This window comes from Pseudoalteromonas sp. TB64 (genome assembly GCF_000498095.1).
Lineage (GTDB): Bacteria > Pseudomonadota > Gammaproteobacteria > Enterobacterales > Alteromonadaceae > Pseudoalteromonas.
The window spans coordinates 1-22,673 of record NZ_AUTQ01000156.1 but is presented as its reverse complement, the minus strand read 5'-3'; the positions used below and the strand labels follow the sequence as shown (position 1 = coordinate 22,673).

16 protein-coding genes and 2 pseudogenes are annotated in these 22,673 nt (G+C 40.2%); 3 read left to right on the top strand and 15 right to left on the bottom strand.

Features of this window, described 5'->3' with window-relative positions; all coding sequences use genetic code 11:
* The 14 genes and pseudogenes from L647_RS1000000126710 to L647_RS0113125 all read right to left on the bottom strand — a co-directional run.
* Positions 1–1,421 (bottom strand): flagellin (locus L647_RS1000000126710; RefSeq protein ID WP_024611509.1); only part of this gene is annotated, 1,421 nt, incomplete at its 3' end.
* 263 nt (positions 1,422–1,684) lie between these two features.
* Positions 1,685–2,938: a flagellar hook-associated protein FlgL gene (gene flgL / locus L647_RS0113185; protein ID WP_024611508.1), complete on the bottom strand. Its 1,254-nt coding sequence runs from the start codon at positions 2,936–2,938 to the stop codon at positions 1,685–1,687.
* A gap of 2 nt (positions 2,939–2,940) precedes the next feature.
* Positions 2,941–4,945, bottom strand: a pseudogene (gene flgK, locus L647_RS01000000124205) (flagellar hook-associated protein FlgK).
* Position 4,946: 1 nt separating this feature from the next.
* A complete protein-coding gene (gene flgJ / locus L647_RS0113175; protein ID WP_024611507.1) occupies positions 4,947–5,942 on the bottom strand; it encodes a flagellar assembly peptidoglycan hydrolase FlgJ in 996 nt (331 codons plus the stop codon).
* Between the two features lie 143 nt (positions 5,943–6,085).
* A complete protein-coding gene (locus L647_RS0113170) occupies positions 6,086–7,180 on the bottom strand; it encodes a flagellar basal body P-ring protein FlgI (protein WP_024611506.1) in 1,095 nt (364 codons plus the stop codon).
* A gap of 12 nt (positions 7,181–7,192) precedes the next feature.
* A complete protein-coding gene (gene flgH / locus L647_RS0113165) occupies positions 7,193–7,876 on the bottom strand; it encodes a flagellar basal body L-ring protein FlgH (RefSeq protein ID WP_024611505.1) in 684 nt (227 codons plus the stop codon).
* A gap of 15 nt (positions 7,877–7,891) precedes the next feature.
* Positions 7,892–8,680, bottom strand: a complete 789-nt coding sequence (gene flgG, locus L647_RS0113160; protein WP_024611504.1) for a flagellar basal-body rod protein FlgG — start codon at positions 8,678–8,680, stop codon at positions 7,892–7,894.
* Positions 8,681–8,701: 21 nt separating this feature from the next.
* Positions 8,702–9,442 (bottom strand): flagellar basal body rod protein FlgF, encoded by a 741-nt coding sequence (locus L647_RS0113155; protein ID WP_024611503.1) that lies wholly within the window; start codon positions 9,440–9,442, stop codon positions 8,702–8,704.
* Positions 9,443–9,594: 152 nt separating this feature from the next.
* A pseudogene (gene flgE / locus L647_RS1000000126705) lies at positions 9,595–10,859 on the bottom strand (flagellar hook protein FlgE).
* Positions 10,860–10,918: 59 nt separating this feature from the next.
* A complete protein-coding gene (locus tag L647_RS0113145) occupies positions 10,919–11,599 on the bottom strand; it encodes a flagellar hook assembly protein FlgD (RefSeq protein ID WP_024611502.1) in 681 nt (226 codons plus the stop codon).
* Positions 11,600–11,612: 13 nt separating this feature from the next.
* Complete coding sequence (gene flgC, locus L647_RS0113140; protein ID WP_024611501.1) at positions 11,613–12,044, bottom strand: flagellar basal body rod protein FlgC; 432 nt, start codon at positions 12,042–12,044, stop codon at positions 11,613–11,615.
* 5 nt (positions 12,045–12,049) lie between these two features.
* Positions 12,050–12,457, bottom strand: coding sequence for a flagellar basal body rod protein FlgB (gene flgB, locus L647_RS0113135; RefSeq protein WP_024611500.1), 408 nt, complete (start codon positions 12,455–12,457; stop codon positions 12,050–12,052).
* A gap of 141 nt (positions 12,458–12,598) precedes the next feature.
* The gene (locus L647_RS0113130) at positions 12,599–13,432 is read right to left on the bottom strand and encodes a protein-glutamate O-methyltransferase CheR (protein ID WP_024611499.1); all 834 of its coding nucleotides are present in this window, start codon (positions 13,430–13,432) and stop codon (positions 12,599–12,601) included.
* A 20-nt stretch (positions 13,433–13,452) separates the two neighbouring features.
* Positions 13,453–14,385 (bottom strand): chemotaxis protein CheV, encoded by a 933-nt coding sequence (locus tag L647_RS0113125; RefSeq protein WP_024611498.1) that lies wholly within the window; start codon positions 14,383–14,385, stop codon positions 13,453–13,455.
* Positions 14,386–14,526: 141 nt separating this feature from the next.
* Here L647_RS0113125 and flgA point away from each other — a divergent pair, with 141 nt between their 5' ends.
* The 3 genes from flgA (at position 14,527) to flgN (ending at position 16,055) form a co-directional block, all read left to right on the top strand.
* Positions 14,527–15,234: a flagellar basal body P-ring formation chaperone FlgA gene (gene flgA / locus L647_RS0113120; RefSeq protein ID WP_024611497.1), complete on the top strand. Its 708-nt coding sequence runs from the start codon at positions 14,527–14,529 to the stop codon at positions 15,232–15,234.
* A 76-nt stretch (positions 15,235–15,310) separates the two neighbouring features.
* Positions 15,311–15,631, top strand: a complete 321-nt coding sequence (gene flgM, locus L647_RS0113115) for a flagellar biosynthesis anti-sigma factor FlgM (RefSeq protein WP_024611496.1) — start codon at positions 15,311–15,313, stop codon at positions 15,629–15,631.
* Positions 15,624–16,055, top strand: coding sequence for a flagellar export chaperone FlgN (gene flgN, locus L647_RS0113110; protein ID WP_024611495.1), 432 nt, complete (start codon positions 15,624–15,626; stop codon positions 16,053–16,055). The genes flgM and flgN overlap by 8 nt, the downstream gene beginning before the upstream one ends.
* A 147-nt stretch (positions 16,056–16,202) precedes the next feature.
* Here flgN and L647_RS0113105 read toward each other — a convergent pair.
* A partial coding sequence (locus tag L647_RS0113105; RefSeq protein WP_024611494.1) for an Ig-like domain-containing protein occupies positions 16,203–22,673 on the bottom strand: 6,471 nt, incomplete at its 5' end.

Here is a 22,673-nt window from a genome sequence, read left to right as displayed (position 1 = left end):
TGCGAGAGTATTGACGTGCCCGCTTGTTGTAAGATTTGATTCTTCGTCATTTGCGCTGTTTCTGTCGCAAAGTCAGTATCTTGAATACGGCTACGTGATGCAGATACGTTCTCAGAAATATTAGCAAGGTTACTAATTGTATGACCAAAACGATTTTGCACCGCACCCAAATCAGCACGCTGGCTATCAATCATTGCAATTGCACCATCAATTACATCCAACGCATTTTGAGAACCCGCTTGCGTTTCAATATTCATCGTACCAACATTATCCAGAGCAGATACATTAGCAGTTGCAGTAGCACCTAAAGTAGTATCACCAGACGTAACTGAAAATGCCTGTGTAGATGATAACCTTATAGCACCTGCCACCACTGCAGACCCCCCAGCTGCTGCTAATGTTACAGCCGTATCAGCTATATCACCGTCATAGTCAACACCTGTAACAACCACATCTCCAGTGCCTGAATAGTCAGTTATTTCAATATTATCTCCTGATTCATCAGTTAATATCATCTTCCCAGCTTCAGACACCGCTGCAGAAATACCGGTCTCACCTGAACGTTCGTTAACGGCACTCGCTATTGCGGCCATATCAGAACTAGATGCGGGGTTGGCTGAAATAACACTACCATTTAGTTTAAATGAAAGTGCTCCGCCAAGTGTTAATCCCGAAAGTTCAACTTGCGTTCTCGCATCGGCAGTTACACCTGTAGATGACTGTGCTGCATTTATCGATTCAGCAATATCAGCAGCACTTGAGTCCTCTGTAGTCGCTATAAGCGTATCTTCACCATTCTTACCTACTAACGTAATGCCTGCAGATGTTACACCATTTGATAATCCAGATGTTGTTGCAGCAGCAGCTTCACCTAAACCTAGCGTGTCTCCACCAAGGTCAAAAGATTGAACACCAATATCGCTAGCAGCAATACTATTTAATGATACAGAAATAGTTTCGTTTGCATTTGCACCCACTTGAAACTGCTTAGTACCAAAGCTGCCATCTAGTAATTGCTGCCCACCAAACGATGTTGTGTCAGAGATTCGTGTCAATTCAGTTTGCAAAGCTGATACTTCCTTTTGCAACGCATCTCTGTCTGTTGCAGAGTTTGAACCATTTGCTGATTGCAATGCAAGTTCACGCATACGCTGAAGGATGTTTGTTGATTCATTCATTGCACCTTCAGCTGTTTGTGCCATTGAAATACCATCGTTGGCATTTCGCTGAGCAACGGCTAGGCCATTAATTTGTGACGTCAATCTGTTTGAAATTTGTAGACCTGCGGCATCATCTTTTGCGCTATTGATACGCATACCTGATGATAAACGTTCCATCGAAGTAGCTAAGCCTTCGCCTGATTTAGATAAGTTACGTTGTGCGTTTAGTGACGACACATTAGTATTTACTGTTAATGCCATTTTACCATCTCCTAGGTTTAAACAGAGTGTGGTTCAACACGATTAAACAGGAACCACTGTTCGATAATTTCTTATAATAAGAAAAGCATTTACTGTGCCAACTTTAATTTATTTTTAAGTGGTTGTTTCTAAATGAAAATAAATAATTTATTGAATTGTAAATAAAGAGTGAAGTTATTTAGAAAGGAGTGACATTTTTTTGCCGCTATTTTGTAGCCAATTTTTGCCGCTTTAAAGTAGGTAAAGCGGCAAAGTATTTCTGATTATATGTAATCGAATAATGAAAGGTTTGATAAGCGACCAAACGTTGCTTGAGATGCTTGCAGTGCAGTTTCTTGTTTTGTTAGCTCACTGATTGCCGCTGCCATATCTACTTCTATTAGGCTTGAGCGATTACTTTGGTTTTGAATATCTAGGGCTGCATTAGAATCAGTTACCCTATCTAGTGCATTCATACGCCCACCTAAACTGGCTTGTGTAAACACCACTTGTTCACTGGCGTTTTGCAGTTGTACAACACCATCGGCAAGCACTTGTTGAAAGTCATCGCCTTCAAGCGTGCCATCATTCAAGCCTGTAATAAGTGCTTGTAGTGTATTAAGTACGTTTTCTTTTTCTGGTTTTTCTAGGCTAAAATCGAGTTGACCTGGTGCAGTACCCTCAAATTCAATTTTCATTCCAGCAAAGTCTATTGGTTCGCCGGTAATATCACCTATCACGGGAGGAGAAAGCGATACGCCATCATGCTGAATTTCATATTGATCCGGATCGGTTGCTGTTGCGCCCGCTGTAATAACAACGTTATACGTATTTGCTGTTGCTGACGCTGTTGGATCTGCGTTGTAATTAGCTTGATGAAATTTATCAAACTCAGTTTGACCATCAACATAAACACTTGCTGCTGTAACAGAACCCGAAACATTCGCGGTGTTAGATTCTACATCCAAACGCGCAGCCGTTTTTTCAAACGTATCAAAGCCGTTATCACTTGATTTTATTGAGACACCTTCCGCTATGGTTATTTGATGAATACCTTGATCGCCATTATAAGTGTACTCACCCAGTGTTGAATCAAACTGATAAGGTTGCGTGCTGTCTTGGTAGCCTGAAAATATGAATTTTCCGTCTTCTGAGCGAGTATTCATTAAATTAGCTAACGTTTGTTGAATACCACTCAACTCTGATGCAATCGACTTTAGATCATCTTTGGTGTAAGCACCATTACCCGCTTGTAATGCCAATTCCTGTGCTTGCTGAATATTAGTATTAATACTCTGTAATACGCTTTCTTCTGTTTCTAGGCGACCATTAAGCTGATTAATATTTTTAGTGTATTGCTCATTGGTTTGTATTTTATTTGAATACAGCATTGCTTGTGAAATATCTGCTGGTGCTTCAGACGTTGTTAAATACTTTTGACCCGTATTAACTCGTTCTTGTGCATTGGCTACACCTTGTTGCCCGTCCAGTATTTTATTAATACTGCTTTGATACATTAAATTATTTGATAAACGCATAATTACCTCGCAGCACTAAGTAAAGTTTCAAAAATAGAACGCGCAGCAGATAAAACCTGCGCTGATGCTGCATAAGACTGCTGAAAACGCAGTAAATTTGCAGCTTCTTCATCCAAATTAACTCCCGATAATGATTCATACCAAGCTTCAGATTGCTGTGCAAGAGCATCAAATGCAGCTCCACTTGTAATTGCTTGACCTGTCACTACACCTATATCGGTAACCATNCTTGGTTAAATGTTTTATGGTTGTCGGCAGTTGATGTTGTTACAACATTTTGGCGTACCAGTTCACCATTTTGCAATTCAGCAAGCTTTAAACCATTTCGGTTATCGTCAAAGCCACCTTCATTAAGTTCTAGTGTAAACGTATCGCCGGTTGCCGGAGTGCCTTCTATATTAAAATCAAAACCATAATCACTATACGGCGCTCCTGCTTGAGCTAAAACATTATTACCTGGCGGTGGAATAATAATTGTTGTTGCGGTATTACTTCCATCCGAAATTTGATATTCGTTTAGGTTTCCCGTTTTAACTAAAGAAATACTGCCGTTAGTTAACGCTAAAGGGTCTGAAGTAAAACTACCCGTTGTTACATCGGTTACTTCGCCTGCAGAAATAGTGGCTGTTCCGGTATTATTTAAATCGTTAGCTGTTCTAATTGGTGACGCCAGTGCAAGGTCTTCTCCACGCCCTGTTGCAAGCGATATACTCGTAGCCGCTTGAGAATTCAGTTTTACTTGAAACTGATCGCCAGCAGCACCCGCACCAGTAATTGCTATTTGTAATCCAAAAGACTCGTCACCATTGATCATTGATGATGCATTGATTAAGCCACTCGTTGTATCTGCAAGTGATGGCGCGCCAATTAACTCGCCTTTATTATCAATTGCCTGAATACTTACTTCGTTAGGATTAGCTGTGTAGGTAATAATAAAATCGCTGGCAGGTAATTCATCACCTCTACCGGGTTCAACCGTGGCTGTCATACTTGTAACACCACTGCTATTACTTTGATAAGCAAAAGCATTCACTGTAGGTATGGTAAATATATCTCCACCTAGCTCACCGTTTGCATCCATACCTAGTTTGTTTTGTTCGTTAAATGCATCAGCTATAGCTAAGCCCATTTGACCAATTTGGTTTTGTGCTGGCACTAAAATATCGTCTCTAAATGCGAGTAAGCCGCCAATTTTTCCTTTTAATTTACTGGCATCTATTTCAAGAGGCACAGCCTTGCCACCATTAACATCTAGCGTTAGCTCTTTAAAGTTAGGATCGGGATCGCCCGTCATAGAAAATAAATTAANGAGCCACTTTGCATTACAACGGCTTCACCTGTTCCCATAAATACAAGTTTTTCGCCATTTGGACCATCAAGTGTTTCAATATCAATTAACTCTGACAAGTCACGTATTGCTTTGTCGCGTTCGTTATAAGTTGAGCTGGCATCGGCGGCATTACTGGTCCCATTTACAGCGGCTATATTTTGGTTTAAAGAGCTAATATTTTGAATAAGCGCATTAGCTTCATCTGAGAATATTTCTAGCTGTTCGTTCACTACACTTTGCTGATCGAACACAATACCTGATAACCTATCCATTTGATTTATTAAGCTTTCTGCATCTGTCATAACCAAAGAGCGAGCAAGCGTTGACGATGGCTGGTTAAGCGCTTCTTGTACGTTATTAAATAACGAATTTATACCTGTAGATAAGCTATTTGCTTCTTCTGAAAATAAGGTGTCGACTCTATTTGCTTCTGTTACAAATTGATCAAAAAACGTTTTATTAGAGGTGTCTCTGTTTAACTGCTCTTGAGCAAATTGATTAAGTAAACGGTAGGTATCGCCTTGCCCTACTTGATTATCTATTGTGGTTGTAAATTCTGTGCGTTCGCGTACATAGCCTTCGGTATTTACGTTGGCAATATTTTTACTTGTCGTTTGCAGTAACTCAGAACTTGCTCTTACTCCTGAACTGGCAATATTTAGTAAATCATACGACATGTTACTTTACTCCTTGGCGGATCACATTTGCCGCAATGTCTTTTAATTCAGTACTGTTAAGTACCTGTTTTATTTTGCTGGCATAATTTGGATCGGTTGCATAACCTGCTTTTTGTAGTGAATCTAAAAAGTCGCTCGGCTTTGCTGTATTTTGTAGTGCTTCTTTATAACGAGGGTTTTGCGTCAAAAAATCAACAAAGTCGTTTACGCTCTCTTTAATTGAATCGTAGGCTCTAAAGCTGGCTTGTTTTTTAACAGCCGTACCTTGTTCAAATTCGAGAGTTACTTTGCTGGCTTTTTCACCTTCCCAACTTTTATCCGATTTAATATTGAATAAATTATTTGAGCTATTGCCATCGCTTTTATTAATAATATGTTTGCCCCAACCAGTTTCAAGCGCCGCTTGTGCAACCATTACAGCTGGGTTTAAACCTATTTTTTTAGCTGCTGTTTTTGCATGCTCCCATACTAAACTTACAAACTCTTCGGCGGTTTCGAATGCAGGTACAGTTGCTTTTGGCTTTTCGGTACTTGCTTCAACGCTATTAACTATAGGCTCTGCCTTTTTCTCAGCTTGCTCATAAGAAGGTGCAGAACCGATGCTTTTATCGCTAAAAATATCGTTAGTGGTTCTTAGTACAGAGCCCGGCATAAACTTTTTACCATCGGGCGATAACTGCTGAACAATTAAGTCAGCAAGCCCTAATGAACCATTTGATGAGAGTTCTGTTGAGAGCTGTTGATCGTGCATTTCTTGGAAGAATTTTACGCCGCTTGAGTTAAATGGGCTTTCTTTGTCTTCAAACGCTTCGTTTGCTTTACGCATACTTTTAAGCAGCATTTGCGTAAAAATAGCTTCAAATTGTGCCGCCGCTTTTTTGAGTGCAGCTTTAGAGGCATCTGTTGATGCATCGCCACTTGTTAAGGCTTCTTTACGAAGTGAGTTTAAGTTGCCTAAATCAAAAAAGTTTTGTTTATCGAGATGATTTGTTTCCATCAGCTTTTTGACACAATAATGAATAATGCAGTTAAAAATGCAAAAATTGAGCCAGTTGATGTGTTTTTGAATTTATAAGTGGATTATAAATGAGGTTTTTTAGCTTAGCCCTAGCAAATAAACTGCAAGGGCTAACTTTGTTTTTATATTACAACTAGTTGTCCGTTAATTGCACCCGCTTCTTTTAGTGCTTCTAAAATAGCCATTAAGTCGCCTGGTGCCGCACCAACTTCATTAATTGCGCGTACTAGGTCATCTAGGCTTACACCTGGATTAAATACAAATGCACGAGAATCATCTTGCTTTACATCAATAATACTTTGTTGTGTTACTGCGGTTTGACCTTCGCTTAATGGGTTTGGCTGCGATACGTTTTGTTGCTCAGAAATAGTGACGGTTAAACCACCGTGCGTAATAGCTGCAGGTTGTAATTTTACGTTTTTACCAATAACAATGGTACCTGTACGCGAGTTAACAATAATTTTTGCAGCCATATCGGCCGGTTTAAACTCTAAGTTTTCGAGCGTTGATAAATACGATACGCGTTGCGATGCATCTCTTGGGGCTAGTACACGAATAGAAACAGAATCTAACGCTTGTGCACTGTTAGGACCAACTAGGTTGTTAATTGTTTCTTCAAGGCGTTTTGCCGTTGTAAAATCAGGGCGATTTAAATTAAAGGTAATGTAGTCACCTTGCAAAAACGGACTTTTAACAGCGCGCTCAACCGTTGCTCCATTAGGAATACGACCAACCGTGGGGGTATTAATAACAACCTTACTGCCATCTAAACCCTGTGCACCTAAACCACCTACAATAAGACTGCCTTGTGCAATGGCATATACATTGCCATCAACCCCTTTTAAAAATGTTTGTATTAGCGTGCCACCACGTAAACTACCCGCACTACCGATAGACGATACGGTAATATCAATTGTTTGCCCTGGCTTTCTAAATGCTGGTAACTCAGCATGTACGGCCACTGCCGCTACATTTTTAATTTTAGGGCTTAAAGTAGAAGGTAATGTAATACCAAAGTTACTTAACATGCCCATAAAGCTCTGTTGAGTAAACTTGCTTTGCTCTCCAGTGCCAGGTAAACCGACCACTAAACCATAGCCAACTAGTTGGTTAGAGCGAACGCCTTCAACCATAGAGACATCTTTAATACGCTCTGCATTTGCCGAAAATTGGCAACCTAGTAAAGCGATTAAACAAAAAACTTTAAATCCATTCATAATGAATGTCCTCTAAAAAGGAAAAAGCGAGCTACTAAAAAAGCGTGTTAACCAACCAGGACTTTGTGCCTCTTGGGTTTGCCCTTTACCTGAGTACTGAATACGCGCATTGGCGATTCGGTTTGACTCAACTGTATTGTCTGAACTTACATCTTGCGGGCGCACTAAACCTTCTAAACGAATAAACTCTTCGCCTGTATTTAGTGTTAGCCATTTTTCGCCACGTATAACTAAGTTACCATTTGGCAAAACACGCATTACATTTACTGATATGTCGCCCACTAAACTATTTGATTGGTTTGATTTTGAATCACCCGTAAATGAAGAATCGCTACCAATACCAAATTGAATGCTGTCGCCACCAATATTAACCGGTAAGCCGCCAAGACCTATTACAGGGTCAAGACTTGCCTCGGTTTCTTTATCTGTTTCTGTTTTTGCCGCTTTTGTGGCTTGAGTAGACTCTTCTAATTTAACTGTAATAATATCGCCAGTTCGCAGCGCTTTTCTGTCTGCGTATAAATCGTTAGATACGTTTGTGTTAAACAATGAACCTGTTGCAACAACGGGCTCTATATTTGGCTCAGGGTACATTGGCGCATAGTAAGGGTCGTCTTGCACCACTTCACTATTTTGTGTTGATACGCAACCACTTAAAAATAAAGTACCTGCTGCAAATAACATAATATTACGCATGTTCACCCCCAAACCTTATAACTGTTGATTGATGTAACTCATCATTTCGTCAACTGCCGAAATTACTTTTGAGTTCATCTCATAAATACGTTGTGTTTCAATTAGGTTTACTAATTCTTCAGTTACATTTACGTTTGATGTTTCAAGTGAACCCTGAATAATAGTACCTAAGCCATCAACACCTGGGTTACCTTGCACTGGCGCGCCACTTACTGCGGTTTCGGTGTAAAGGTTTTGCCCTATAGGCTCAAGACCTGATGGATTAATAAAGTCACTTATTGTAATTTGCCCAATAACAACGTTATCGGCTTGTCCTGCAACACGTACTGACACTTCGCCGTCTTGAGAAACAGTGATTGATTGCGCGTCGTCAGGTACATTCATTTCTGGTTGAACAACATAACCAGCGCCCGATGTAACAACTCGTCCGTCGCCATCGGTAGTAAATTGCCCATTGCGAGAATAAGCAATGTTGCCATCTGGTTGGAGTACTTCAAAAAAACCAGAGCCCGAAATCATCCAATCTAATGAGTTTTCGGTGGTTAACATATTACCTTGTGAAAAGTTTTTTTGGTTAGCAACCACTTTTGCACCAGCACCTAACATTAACCCTGATGGCATTTCGGTGTCTTGCGATGAACGCCCGCCCGGCTGATTTATATTTTGATAAAGTAAATCTTCAAATACGGCACGGCTTTTTTTATAACCAACCGTACTCGCATTTGCCAAGTTATTTGAAATAACCGATATATCGGTTTGTTGAGCGTCAAGCCCTGTTTTACTGATCCACAATGCAGGATTCATAATAGTGTCCTCATTTTAAAGTTAAACTACGCGTAACAGCTGATCTTGCGTTTTATCAATCTCTTCAGCTGTTTTCATTAGTTTTACTTGTAATTCAAATTGGCGTTGATGGCTGATCATGTCGACCATTTCGTGAACCGGATTCACATTCGACATTTCTAAACTACCACTTAATACTTTTACATTGGCTGAGGTATCAACCGTTTGATTAGGCTTTGGTCTGAATAAGCCATCGTTACCTTTTTCGAGCTGAGAGCCATTTGCTTCAACTACTTTTAAACGATCGACTTCTTCTAAAAAATTAGCGGGTGCGCCTTGAGGTCGAACTTGAATAGTACCGTCTTCACTAAAACCAATTTTTTCAATCGGTACGGGTAATATAACCGGACCACCTTCGCCAATAACTTGACGACCNCTGGTAACTAACATGCCTTCGGCTGTTATGTTTAGCGTACCAACTTTTGTGTAAGCTTCGTTGCCGGATTCATCTTGCACGCTGAGCCATGCGTTATCGCTCATTGCAATATCTAGGTCTCGCCCTGTTTGAATAATCCCGCCCGATGTCATGTTTGAACCTGGACGTTCTTGCATAGAAAATACGCGTGTAGGTAAGCCTTCACCAAATGCTTGCATAGAACGCGCTTGAGCAAAATCAGCTTTAAAACCAGTTGTATTGGCATTCGCCAAATTATTGGCTTTAAGCGCTAATCCTTGTAGGCTTTGCTTGGCGCCAGACGCCGCAATGTAGACCATTTTGTCCATAACATCGACTCACATAAAAAATCTCTGACTTAACAAATGCAAAATAGATGCCAGATTAAAATTGACACAACATTGAGGCGATAAAATAAACAGTAGAAACAAAAAAGGCTGCAAAAATGCAGCCTAAAATATTTAACTGTAGAACGTTTAATTTATTGCAGCTGTAAAATAGTTTGCTGAATTGTAGAGTTAACTTCAAGCGCTCGAGAGTTAGCCTGAAAATTACGCTGAGCACTAATTAAGTCAACTAGTTCATTTGTTAAATTAACGTTTGATTGCTCAAGTGCTGATGAGTTAATAGACCCTAACGTACCAGAGTTTGGTTCACCCGNCTCGCCAGATGTCAAACTTGATTTCCAAGAAGTATCACCTACTTGTTGCAAACCTTGTGAGTTTGAAAAACGCACCATTGCTACTTGACCTAAAAATGTTGAGTCGCCATTACTATAAGATGCAACTACTTTACCGTCGGTACCAATATCAATACCGGCTAAACGACCAACTGTTGCACCGTCTTGCTCAAGTGCTTTTACTTCAAAGCTACTTGCATATTGAGTTGGTATTTTATTTGCTGAGCCGGCTTCATCGCGCCAACTTACATTTATATTTTCAGAAAAACTAGCACCGTTATCTAATAGAGTGCTCATTCCTGCTGCCGCACCTGAAGCTAAGGCAACATCATCAANCCAGCCGCTGTTTCAGTTCCACTAGCATCGAAATTTTTACCGTCTAATGTTCCGTAAACTTCCCATGTATTTGCTGTAGTAGCAGGATCTGTTTTCACAAAATATAATTGTAAAACGTGTGCTTCACCTAACGAATCATAAACAGTTGTTGATGTAGAACTGTTATAAGAAGCACTCGTACCTGAGTCAAAAGGCGTAACTGTTGGCTGCGTACTACGTGAATCTAAATTAAATGACGAATATATTTGAGTTGTTGCACGTGGCGATCCTGAAGAATCTGGTATTTGTAATGGAGATGATGTACTCAAACTTACAGATGTTGTATCACCTGTTGATTCGTCTACCGGAAACCCTTGTAAAAAGTTACCTTTTGCATCCACTACAAAGTTGTCTTCATTTAATTTAAATGCACCGGCACGCGTATATGAAAAGTCTTGCGAACCTAAATCTTCACTCATCGCAAAGTAACCTTCGCCCGTGATTGCTAAATCAAGTGAGTTATTAGTAAATTGTAATGAACCCTGGTGAAATTGCTGAGCAACCGTAGTCGTTTGCACGCCGTCACCATTTTTAGTGTTTCCTGAGCTAAATACAGATGATGCATATACATCAGCAAACTCAGCACGTGATTCTTTAAAGCCAGTAGTATTAACGTTTGCAATGTTATTTGCAGTAACGTCTAAATCTTTTTGAGCGGCAGCTAGGCCGGTTAATGCAATATTGAAACTCATAATTCACCTTTAACCTGTTAATTTTTAGCCTGCTGACAGGCGAAATATACTTAAAATTTTTACGCGATTTCTGCTACATCTGTCAGCCTAACCGCACCTTCTTTAGTATTAATTATTATGCCGCTGGAGCCATTAATATTAACACTCTCAATATTTTTAAACGTTGCTATTGGTAAGCTTGAAAACTCACCATTAGTACTGCCTTCAGCAGATACTGTATATTCACCTTCAGGTAAACGTTCACCTGCATCATTTTTACCATCCCATGCAAAGCGTACTGCGCCTGCAGACTGAGATCCTAAATCAATGCTTCGCACTAATTGACCTGATGCATCTGTAACGCGCAACGTTAAACTTTCAACAGGGTTTTCAGCAACAATAGAACCTTTTGCGTCATCTGTTTCATTTAAATCTAATGTATTAGATTCTAGTAACGCTTGTTTACCTACTAACGTCGACGCTTGTAGCGCTGAGTTTGAGGTCATTGATGTGGCAAGTGATTCAAAGTTTGAATTCAAATCACTAATTCCTTGCGCCATGGTAAAGCTGGTCATTTGCGCAATCATTTGATCGTTATCTGCTGGGTTACTTGGATCTTGAAACGACAGCTGTTGTGTTAACAGCGAGAAGAAATCTTCTTGGGTTAACGCATCACTTTCTTCTTCAGTTGAAACTGGCGTACTATCTTGCCAACGTAAAGAGTCTAAATAGGATGAAGATGTGTTTATATCGGTACTCATAACCTACCCTCGGTTACCGCTGACCTAGCAGCAGTGTTTTACTTAACATTTGCTTAGCTGCATCTGCAACTTGCACGTTTGTTTCATAAGAGCGAGAGGCAGAAATCATATTAGCCATCTCCTCAACAACATTAACGTTGGGTTTATAGATATAACCATTTTCATCCGCACTTGGATGATTTGGATTATATTCAATTTGTAATGGTTTGTTGCTTTCAACAATACCCAATACTTTAACGCCAACAGCGGAGCCCTGTGGATTACTTGCTGATGCTGACGCTTTGGTAAGTTCAGCAGCAAATACAGGTTGTCGCGCTCGGTATGTTTTGTCTTGAGAAGAACTAATCGTATTAGCATTAGAAATATTACTCGCGGTGGTATTTAAGCGTACATTTTGTGCGCTCATACCCGAACCAGCTATATCAAATACATTATATAAACTCATAATTTTTATCCTTGACTACCGAGTGCTTTATTCAGACCTTTAAACCTGCCGCTTAAAAACTGCAAGCTTGCCTGATACTCCATAGCATTCTGTGTATACAAGTTCCGTTCCACCTGTATATCAACGGAGTTACCATCACCTGTATCTGATTGATTTGGCGAGCGAAATAATTCTGAACCACCCATACTGCGAGTACCACCACCAATGTGTTTATCGTTAGTGCGTACCATTGTATTGCCGCTTTGCTGGTGTGATCTTGCCGCTTTTAATGCTGAGGCAAAATCTATATCTTTTGCTTTGTAGCCCGGCGTATCAGCATTCGCAATATTAGTTGCAATTACTTCTGCTCGTTGTGAACGGATCAACATAGCCTGCGGATGCACACCTAATGCTTTATCAAAACTGATAGCCATAACCATCTCCAAAAAATTGACTTGCCTTAAATAAAGCAAAAAATAAGCCATTTATATTAGAAGAGTAGTTATTTTTGTAAGGTAATGTATTAAAAAGAAAAACGACACATAATGTGTCGTTTTAGAAGGAAGGAATAAACGTTATAATTTCTTTTGGTAAATAATACCGGGGTTACATCGCACCATATCAAATTCGTCACTTAACCCAGCCATCGACTCCGATGCACCTAAAAATAAGTACCCTTTAGGATTTAGCGCTTGAGCAAACTGTTTAATAATTTTAGCTTTTATTTCAGGTGCAAAATAAATCAATACATTACGGCAAAAAATAACATCAAACTTGCCCATTAACGCATACGAATCGAGTAAATTTAAATGCCTAAAACTGACTTGTTTTTTTATTGTATCGTTTACTTGTGCCATACCATTGCCGCTATCATTAAAAAACTTTTTACGACGTTCAGCCGATAAACCTCGCGCTAAAGCAAGGGCATCGTATTCAGCATTTTTACACATATCAAGCATCGTATTAGAAATATCAGTGCCTATAATTTGCGCACCCATACGTAATACGCCTGGCTTTTTTGCTTGAAACTCAGCAACCGACATTGCAATAGAGTACGGTTCTTGACCTGAAGAGCTTGCAGCAGACCAAATTTTTAATGGTCGTCTTAATTCTTTAAACTCAGGAAATAATTTACTTTGTAATAACTCAAATGGATATTGATCTCTAAACCACAATGTTTCGTTGGTGGTCATTGCATCAACAACTGCTGCACGGAGCTGTCGCTCATGAAGCCCCATCGTTTTACTCACTAGCTCTGATAAAGATTTTACATCAAACCGAGTCATTAGTGGTGCAAGTCGACTTTTAACTAAGTATTGCTTGTTTTCACCTAAAACAATACCGCATTGCTGCTCTAAAAATGAACGAAATTGATCGTATTCACTTTGCTGCAAGTCTTTATTATCCAAGTTAAAGCCACCTTTTTAAATTAATCACAACTAACCCATTTTTTAACCGCTGTTGCTAATTCATCTGGGTTAAATTTAGCAATAAAATCATCTGCGCCTACTTTTTCAATCATAGCTTGATTAAAAACGCCGCTTAATGATGTATGTAAAATAACATGTAATGGAGCGAGCTTAGGGTCAGCTTTTATTTCTGCCGTTAGTGTATAACCATCCATTTCAGGCATTTCAACATCTGAAATAAGTAGCGCTACGCGCTCTGTAATATCATTTTTACAATCAAGTTCTGCTATTTCTTTTAACCTGATTAAAGCTTCTTTACCATTTTTAGCAAGTTCTGTTTGTACGCCTAACGGCTCTAATGCACGTTTTACTTGATTACGCGCTACGGCAGAATCATCAGCAATAAAAACAATTCGCTCACCTAAATCTTTTTGAATGTCGCCACTGGCAGCCACTTCAGCACTTACTTCGGTGTTAACAGGGCAAATTTCGTTAAGAATTTTTTCTACATCGAGAATTTCAACTAATTCGTTTTCAATCTCGGTTACGGCTGTTAAATATGAATAACGCCCAGCACCTGATGGTGGTGGCATTATTTTTTCCCAATTCATGTTAACAATACGCTCTACCCCACCGACTAAAAACCCTTGTACAGAGCGATTATATTCGGCAATGATAATAAAACTGTCTTTAATATTTTCTATTGGGCGCCCACCTACTGCCATAGATAAGTCGATAACTGAAATAGTTTGACCTCTAATGTGCGCAACACCACGAATATAGGCATTTGATTTTGGCATACTTGTTAGTGGAGGACATTGCAGTACTTCTCTCACCTTAAATACATTGATACCAAAACGTTGCCGTCCTCTGAGCTTAAACAATAGTAATTCTAGGCGGTTCTGGCCAACCAACTGAGTTCGTTGGTTTACTGAGTCTAAAATACCTGCCATTCAAATCTCCTAAAGAAAACAAATAATACGGAACGATAATTGCTTTCTGTTTATTAAGCTTACATAACATCACGGGAGCGTCTTCTTTTTGACGCCAAATATTTATACCCTGTTTGAAACCATAAGCATAGTCGAAACATTATGAGTTTGTTAAAAAAAGTCAGAAGATACAGTGTTTTTTATTTTGTTGCTAGCCTCTGCTTGGCATTCCCTCTTCATGCAAAAATATTCAATAAAGATTTATTGCAAGAGATGGCGGTAAGTTATGTAGCAACAAAAATTGGTGATATCGATAATAATAAAATGCAAATAAGTGCATTGCCATTAGACAGCCGAATTCCTGATAGAAACTGTGATATGGCACCAGAGTTATCTACAAATAGTGAGCCTCCTTTTAATCGGCAAGTTACTTTACAAATAAAATGTAATGACGCTCAAAATTGGGCTCAATATGTTCATGTAAGAGTTATTGAAATGGCACCAGTTGTTGTTGCTAGTGCAAATTTAACGCGAGGAGAAGTCATTACAAGCTCTCACCTAAGCGTAGAAATGAAGCCAACTCATTTTGTAAGAATGCAATATTTAGATAACCCTAAAATGCTTATTGGTAGTAGAAGTAAACGCAATATTAGAAGTGGTATGCCAATATTACTTAGCCATATTTGTATGGTGTGTAAGGGAGACTCAGTAAACATTTATGCAAACCTTAAAGGGCTCAAAATTAAAACTTCTGGCGTTGCATTAGAGGATGGGACCATTGGTGAACAAATACGTGTTGAAAACAAAAAAACAGGTAAAGTTTTAAATGCGCGAGTAGATGGTGTAGAGTCTGTGCAAGTGAATATTTAATTTAGATTTATGCTAAAGTATCCTGCGTATATGCCGATAAACTGGCATAAGTTGGGTAATATACAGGTTTATTATTATGGTTAATCAAGTTAGTTCAGGTAATCAACAAGCAAACGTTTTAACTAATGCTAAGCAACAAAAAGTTGATTTACAAAGAGATAATGCAAATACACAAGCTGCTCAGTCTGCTACACCTAAGGCTGCAAGCGATTCTGTTAGCTTAACTCCACAAGCTCAGCAATTAAAAACATTACAAGATAAAGCGCAACAGTCGCCTGGTTTTGATGGTGATAAAGTTGCTGAACTAAAAAAAGCAATTACCGAAGGCAAGTACCAAATAGACAGTGAAAAACTTGCTAAAAATTTAGCTGACTTTGAGTTTAACGTTTATGGCTGATCACAATGGTTTAATTACGATTAAACTAAATGAGCAAGTTGATTGCTTAGCATCTTTACATTCTTTATTGAATGACGAACTTACCGCGATTGCGTCTCGACGTGGTGAAGGTTTAAAAGAAATTGCCCAACAAAAAATGTCTTTTTTAACCAAGCTAAGTTCGCTCGATAAAGAATTAAGCAAATTGATAGCTAGCAATAATGAACAAGCCGAAGATATACCTGATTTAATTTCATTAGTTCGCAGCAAGCTGGAACAATGCCAAAAACAAAATAATGTTAATGCTCATGCTGCCCGCCAAGCGCAACTAAGTGTTAAACAATTAAAAGAGATATTAATTGGCGCACCAACGTCAATGACCTACGACCAAGCCGGTAAATCTGTAAATACCGAGAGTAAACTGGTTCGTAATTTAAAAGCTTAAGCCCAAAATTTTACATTAAAAAAGCCTTATTGATTTATCAATAAGGCTTTTTTAATGTCCTTTATTCTTAAATTTAGTTATAAATAATACCAATTCGCTTAATTATGTAAGCCCCCTTAATAAATAATTAGGAGGGCTTTATTGGTATTAAATATCCGTTTGATTATTACTACTTTCAATTAAGTGTTTAATCATTTCCTCCGATTGATTTTGTACATCAACCGCAGGTGCTGCTGCATCAATGCTTCCCCTACTTTGAGCTGGAGTATAAGCAATTGCAGAGCCTTCGTCCTCAACCAGTGTATTTAGCGCTATAAGCTGCTCTGCATCTTCGCTAATAATCACGTCATCAATATTAAGCGGTTCTACCGAACTCATTTGCACCGTTTGCTCAGGTGTTGATAGACCACTCAAGTTACCTAAATCAATCGTTTCAGTGCTTAATACGCTGTTGCTTGAAACTCCATTAGGATTTGTATCACCCAATGCTGACTCCTCGCTAAGTGGTGCTATTACACTTTCTAAGCCAAGGGTTGTATCTGTAGCAACATTCTCTGCGCTAGCAAGTTGTGGCTCATTACCTTGGTCAATAACATTGTTGTATAAATCTTTAACTAAGTAGTTACCGGCTTCATCAATGGTGATAAAACGATAGTCGCTCCAAGAACCTAAATCGAGTACAGACAATAAGTGACTCCACTCACCATTAGCATCCGATTGAACCTCTGTAGAACTTTCTAATACATTAAGGTTAATATTTAGCACATCAAGACCAAGCAAGTTATTCCCCACTACGTATACACTACTACCCTCTTCTACGGTACCAAAAGCCGTCAGACCTAAGCCTAGCAATCCATGATAGTAACTAACCTGAAAACTTATTGGCGTAGTATCAACAACCAATCCAGATAAATCACCACTTGAAGTAACATTTCCAGATTCATCGGTAGCGGTCGCGGTTACAGTATATGCGCCATCAAATAAGGCTGTATCCGGTGATACGCTCCATACACCCGACTCACTAGCGGACACCCCCTTGGTAACGACATTACCGCTTTCATCGATAAAGTTTACAATGATATCTTCATTAGCTCCTGCAATCCCTGTAATCTTAGGTGTGCTATCCCCCGTTAATTCTAAACCAGAATTAATTATGATGCCTGAATCAACTATGCTACTTATTGATAGCTCGCCGCTATTACCGGCGTTATCAACTACGCTTACATCAACACTGTAGTTACCTTCATTAAGAGGTTGTGAGGCTGTAACGCTCCACGATCCGTCTTGGTTAACTGTTGTTGGAACATTATGTGTTTCACCTAGTGCGTCAGTAAACATCACCATAACAGCAGCTCCCGCAAAACTACCGGTTACCGAGCCTGTGATAGTAGGTGTGGTATCTTGACCAACTGCGATAGCATCTATAAATACAATAGGTGCTGTGTAATCAGTGCTTGAAACCATTGTATCGCTTGATGAGTTTCCTGCAGTATCACTCACTGTCGCAGTAGCGCTAAAACTGCCTTCACTAAGCGGCGTAACAGCTATGACTGCCCACGTTCCGTTAGCTCTAACTTGAGCAGTTAAAGTTTGTGAATCATTGCTTGCATCAGTAAGTACAACGCTTATGGTTGTGCCTGCAGCTGCATTACTTGTGCCTGTAATCTCAGGTAGTAGGCTATTAGTAACTGCTAACTGGTCAACTTCAACCGTTGGTGGTGTTAAATCAACAATACCACCTAGGCTTGTAGAACTTGTAAGCCCTAAGTTTTCAACTGTAGCACTTACAGTAAAGGCGCCTTCAGCTAATGGTGTTGTAGGTATTAGAGTCCATACACCTGCAATAGCCGTTGTATTATAAGTGGTAGCCGTGCCGTCATTGTCGGTAATAACGACCTCTACGTTGCCATTTAATACATCTGTTGTGCCACTAATGGTAGGCGTTGTATCGCTTGTATCAATTATTGGATTTATCAACAAACTTGGCAGGGTTGTACTGACTGTACCAATTTGATTTACAGTGGTTGTATTACCAGCGCTATCAGTACTAATAGCCTCAACGGTAATTTCTCCTTCAAGTAATACAGGAGCAATGACAGACCAAGTGCCATCTCCTAAAACAGCTGTCGTAATTGATTGTACAGTGCCTGTTGAATCAGTAATGTTTATAGTAATTAAACTACCTGTGTCTTCATCACTATTGCCTGTAATAGTAGGTGTTAGTGTATTAAGTACACCAATTGCCTCAATCCCTAGCACTGGGGGTAAAGTGTCTATGGTTACTTGCTCAGTGACCGACTGCCCTGTATTGCCTGCGGCGTCAGTTATACTTGCAGAAACAGTATATACACCATCGGATAAGCTAGTAGTTTCTAAAGACCAATTGCCATCTCCATCAATTAAGGTATTAAATACGGTTTCGTTGCCATTACTACCAATAATAGTTACATCAATATTTGTGCCTTCAGCTTCTGGTGATGTACCTGAAAGCTCTAATATATCTATATTGCTAATACTCAACGGTAGAATACTCACCACTGGCACTAGTGAATCGACTACAAACTCGAGAGTATCAGTAACTACGTTTCCTGCATCATCGGTAATACTCACATTAGCAACGTGTTGCCCTTCAGATAATGCATCAACTTCAAGTGAAAATAACCCAGCTGCATTAACCGTAGTTGTTAGCACTGAGCCACCATCAAGTTGTATTTCAACTACACCGTTAATTAAATCACTGGTACCTTGAATAATCGGAGTGGAGTCTGATGTTGTGCCAATAACACCTAAGATTAGTGTTGGCGATATTGTATCCACCACATCAGTAAGTAGCTGCGTGGTAGTAATGCCTACTTCACTTAACACATTAACAGTGACTGTAAACACTCCTTCAGCCAATGATTGAGGAACTTGTACAGCCCACGTATTATTAGCTTGCACTACGGCAACTAAATCTTGTGCTATATTATCGCTATCAACCACTCTAACTAGCACTTCAGTGCCTGGTGCTTGGTCGGTCGTACCGCTTATTATTGGCAAATCTCCATCACCAGTTACAAAGTCAACAACTGCGGTAAGTAATGGCGTTGAGGCATCTACATCTGCAGTGGTTATTGTGGTCGTGTTACCTGCCTCATCAGTAGCTGATGCCGTAACTGTCGACAAGCCTATAATGTTAACTGCTAGACCAACTAACTCCCAGTCCCCATTTGCATCTGTTGTTACATCGTATGTTAAATCGAGTAAATCACCCAAAAGATCTAAAGTAACAGTAACTGTTTTACCCTCACCTAAATCAGAGGTGCCAGATAACGAAACCAGTTGACCAACCGCAAACGAAGGTACAATTGTTAGCTCTGGTCCAACGGTATCAACCTCACCGCCCGTTTTACTATCAACTGAGGTATTTCCTGCTGCATCTGAAATTGATGCAGTAACGCTGTAAATACCGTCAGCTAATACATTATCGGCAGCAACTTGCCAGTCACCATTGTCAGCTGTTTGAACAGTAATTTGATGCGATGCCCCAGCTGAATCCGTAAACGTAACAATAACGTTTGTATTTGCTTCGTTAGATGTGCCTGTAATTAATGGAGTGCTATCTTGAGTCAGTATTAATGAACTTTGATTAATACTAATTTCGGGAGCAATTGTATCAATAGTCGCTGTATTTGTTGCGTCCCCGGTATTATCAGCGCTGTCAGTAACAAATACTTCAACTGAATAATCTCCTTGTGAAAGAGAACTACTTGCCTCTACAGACCATATACCACCAGTTTGGACTGTTGTATTTACAGTATGCTCGTTCCCTTGTGCATCGGTGAATACCACAGCAACTGCATCACCCACATTGGCACCTGTCACATTTCCTGAAATACTTGGGGTTAGGTCTGTACTTCCAACAATATCGTTAATGATCACAACTGGCGCTGTTATATCAACTACCCCTGTAGTACTTGTTTTTACAGGGTTACCGGCAGTATCTGTTGTTGAAGCTGAAACCGTGTAAGTGCCCTCGCTCAATTCTGTACTTGCAGCAACTGACCATGTGCCATTTGCACCAACCGTAGCATTAACCGTTTGCTCTGCACCTAAGCTATTCGTAATTAAAATAGCGACTATGGCGCCTTGTGGAGCTGTAGTTGTGCCTGAAATTGTAGGCGTAGTGTCGTTAGAAGTTACCGGCGGTGTAATGTTAAGTGCTGGTGGAGTTAAATCTATCACTCCCTCACCAGTTGCATTACTTGTTAAACCACCTTCAGTAACACTTGCCGAAACAGTAAATTCACCCTCTGGGAGAATATTTGTAGCATCAACACTCCAAATCCCACCTACCACAGTTGTAGTTACAGTATGTGAAACATTATTAACGTCAGTTATAACGACCGTGATTTCAGTGTTATCTGCCGCACTACTTGTGCCTGATATTGCTGGTGTTTGATCGTTCGTATCAACAATTGTATTAATATTAATTGTAGGCGCATTGGTATTTAACGTTGCGGTGCTATTTGCGACTGATTCATTTCCTGCGGCATCAGTAACACTTGCAGAAACTGTAACTTCACCATCAGTCAGTGCGTCTGTTATATCCACACTCCAAGCACCTCCTGCACCAACAACAGTTGGGTAAGTCTCGGTACTATTACCATCAGTCACAGTTACAGTAATACTCGTGTTTTCAGGTTCATTGGATGTGCCTGAAATAATTGGCGTGCTGTTATTAATTGTACCTAATGCGTTTATAGTAATACTTGGCGCTTGAGTATCAACAAAACTCGAACCTGTATCGGAGCCTGTATTGCCAGCATCATCGGTAATACTTACCTCTACATCATAATTGCCATCTGGCAAGCTTGGCGCCGTAACTTGCCAATCGCCGTTAGCATCAACTATTGCGGTTAAAGTATGTATATCACCGTTGCTATCTGTAATAACTATATCGACCACCGTATCCTGTGGTTCAGTTGAAGTACCACTTATAATTGGTGTATTAGTGTTAAATACAGTTGTGTCATTAAGTACAATAACAGGTACTTGGGTATCAATTGTTAAATCAATAGTCGTGCTGCTGATATTATTAGCGTCATCGGTAATGCTTACTTGCGCCGTATAATCACCATCAACAAGTGCTACGGGGACATCTACTTGCCAATTGCCATCAGTACCCACAGTTGCTGTTAGTGTTTGACCACCAATAATAATAGTTACATCAGCACCAATTTCGTCACTCGTACCCGAAATTGTAGGAGTTGTATTAATTGTTGAATTAACTTCATTTACACTTAATGAAGGAGCAGCGCTGTCTATTTCTCCTTGCACTTGCTTCGATGTTAAGTTACCAACACCATCTCTAACCTCTGCAACAACAGTATACTGACCTTGCGCTAGCTCTGCTGGTACAGCAGCAGACCAGNTCGCCGTAAACTCTTGGCTTAGTCCTTCGCTATCGGTGACAGTCACATCAATTACAGTGCCTTGCCCCATATCGGTGGTTCCGCTAATTACTGGGGTACTATCATTCGATAAAGCATCAACACTAACGGTTAGTTCTGGCGCTACGTTATCAAAATCAAGTGTATTAACTGATGCAATATTACCAGCTGCATCAGTTGCTGTTGCAGTTACATAAGCAAGATTAAGTAAAGGCACAGTTATATTTGCAAGCCCCCATGTACCGTCAACATTCGTTGTTGCGGTGTAAGTTGCGCCAACTAATCCCCCAACTAGGTACTCTGTAATAGTGATCACAGAGCCTCCTGGTAAATCAGAATCCCCAGAAAGAGAAACTAAATTACCTGTTGCAAATGCAGGAATAATTCTCAAATCTGGTGGGATAACATCGACTTCACCACTGTCAGTGCCGGTGCCTGTATTGCCTGCGGCATCGGTGATGCTGGCGCTGACGCTGTAATTGCCTTCAGCTAATGTGTCTATTGGTGTCGCACTCCAGTTACCATTGGCATCGGTTTGTACATCAATGCTTTGAGTGGCATTCGCTGCATCTGTAAACGTCACCGTAATGGTGCTGTTAGGTGCATCACTGGTGCCAGTAACCGTCGGTGTGCTGTCGTTTGTTAATACTGGCGCATCCACGGTAATGCTTGGCGCGGTCGTGTCTATTGTGCCGTTGCCGGTAATATCGGTGCTGTTACCTGCTACATCGCTGATGTTAGCTTCAATACTATACGGTCCTTCTGCCAGTGCAGTGGTTACTTCGACCGAGAAGTTGCCGTCTGCATCAACCGTGGTGGTGAACGTTTGTGAGCTACCTAAATCATCCACTACGGTGAAGTTAATAACCGTGCCTTCAACTGCATCGCTTGTGCCGCTAAATATCGGCGTTACATCATTACTTGAACCTGGGCTGGTAAGCACAAGTGTCGGTGCAGTGGTGTCTACTTCACCAGCACCTGTGGCGGTGGTGTCGTTGCCTGCGGCATCTTCAACACTCGCACTAATGGTGTATGCACCTTCTGCAAGTGCTACCGGTACAGGGATTGACCATGTGCCATTGGCAAGTACGGTGGCGCTTATTGTTTGCGGTGTGCCACTGCTGTCAGTGACAACAATCGTTACTTCACTTCCCTGTACTGCATCGCTGGTACCTGCAATCGTTGG

Excerpts from the sequence above, each read along its gene's own strand:
- flgL (WP_024611508.1), bottom strand. The coding sequence starts at position 2,938 with ATGCGTTTATCAAATAATTTAATGTATCAAAGCAGTATTAATAAAATA.
- flgJ (WP_024611507.1), bottom strand. The coding sequence starts at position 5,942 with ATGGAAACAAATCATCTCGATAAACAAAACTTTTTTGATTTAGGCAAC.
- L647_RS0113170 (WP_024611506.1), bottom strand. The coding sequence starts at position 7,180 with ATGAATGGATTTAAAGTTTTTTGTTTAATCGCTTTACTAGGTTGCCAA.
- flgH (WP_024611505.1), bottom strand. The coding sequence starts at position 7,876 with ATGCGTAATATTATGTTATTTGCAGCAGGTACTTTATTTTTAAGTGGT.
- flgG (WP_024611504.1), bottom strand. The coding sequence starts at position 8,680 with ATGAATCCTGCATTGTGGATCAGTAAAACAGGGCTTGACGCTCAACAA.
- L647_RS0113145 (WP_024611502.1), bottom strand. The coding sequence starts at position 11,599 with ATGAGTACCGATATAAACACATCTTCATCCTATTTAGACTCTTTACGT.
- flgC (WP_024611501.1), bottom strand. The coding sequence starts at position 12,044 with ATGAGTTTATATAATGTATTTGATATAGCTGGTTCGGGTATGAGCGCA.
- flgB (WP_024611500.1), bottom strand. The coding sequence starts at position 12,457 with ATGGCTATCAGTTTTGATAAAGCATTAGGTGTGCATCCGCAGGCTATG.
- L647_RS0113125 (WP_024611498.1), bottom strand. The coding sequence starts at position 14,385 with ATGGCAGGTATTTTAGACTCAGTAAACCAACGAACTCAGTTGGTTGGC.
- flgA (WP_024611497.1), top strand. The coding sequence starts at position 14,527 with ATGAGTTTGTTAAAAAAAGTCAGAAGATACAGTGTTTTTTATTTTGTT.
- flgM (WP_024611496.1), top strand. The coding sequence starts at position 15,311 with ATGGTTAATCAAGTTAGTTCAGGTAATCAACAAGCAAACGTTTTAACT.
- flgN (WP_024611495.1), top strand. The coding sequence starts at position 15,624 with ATGGCTGATCACAATGGTTTAATTACGATTAAACTAAATGAGCAAGTT.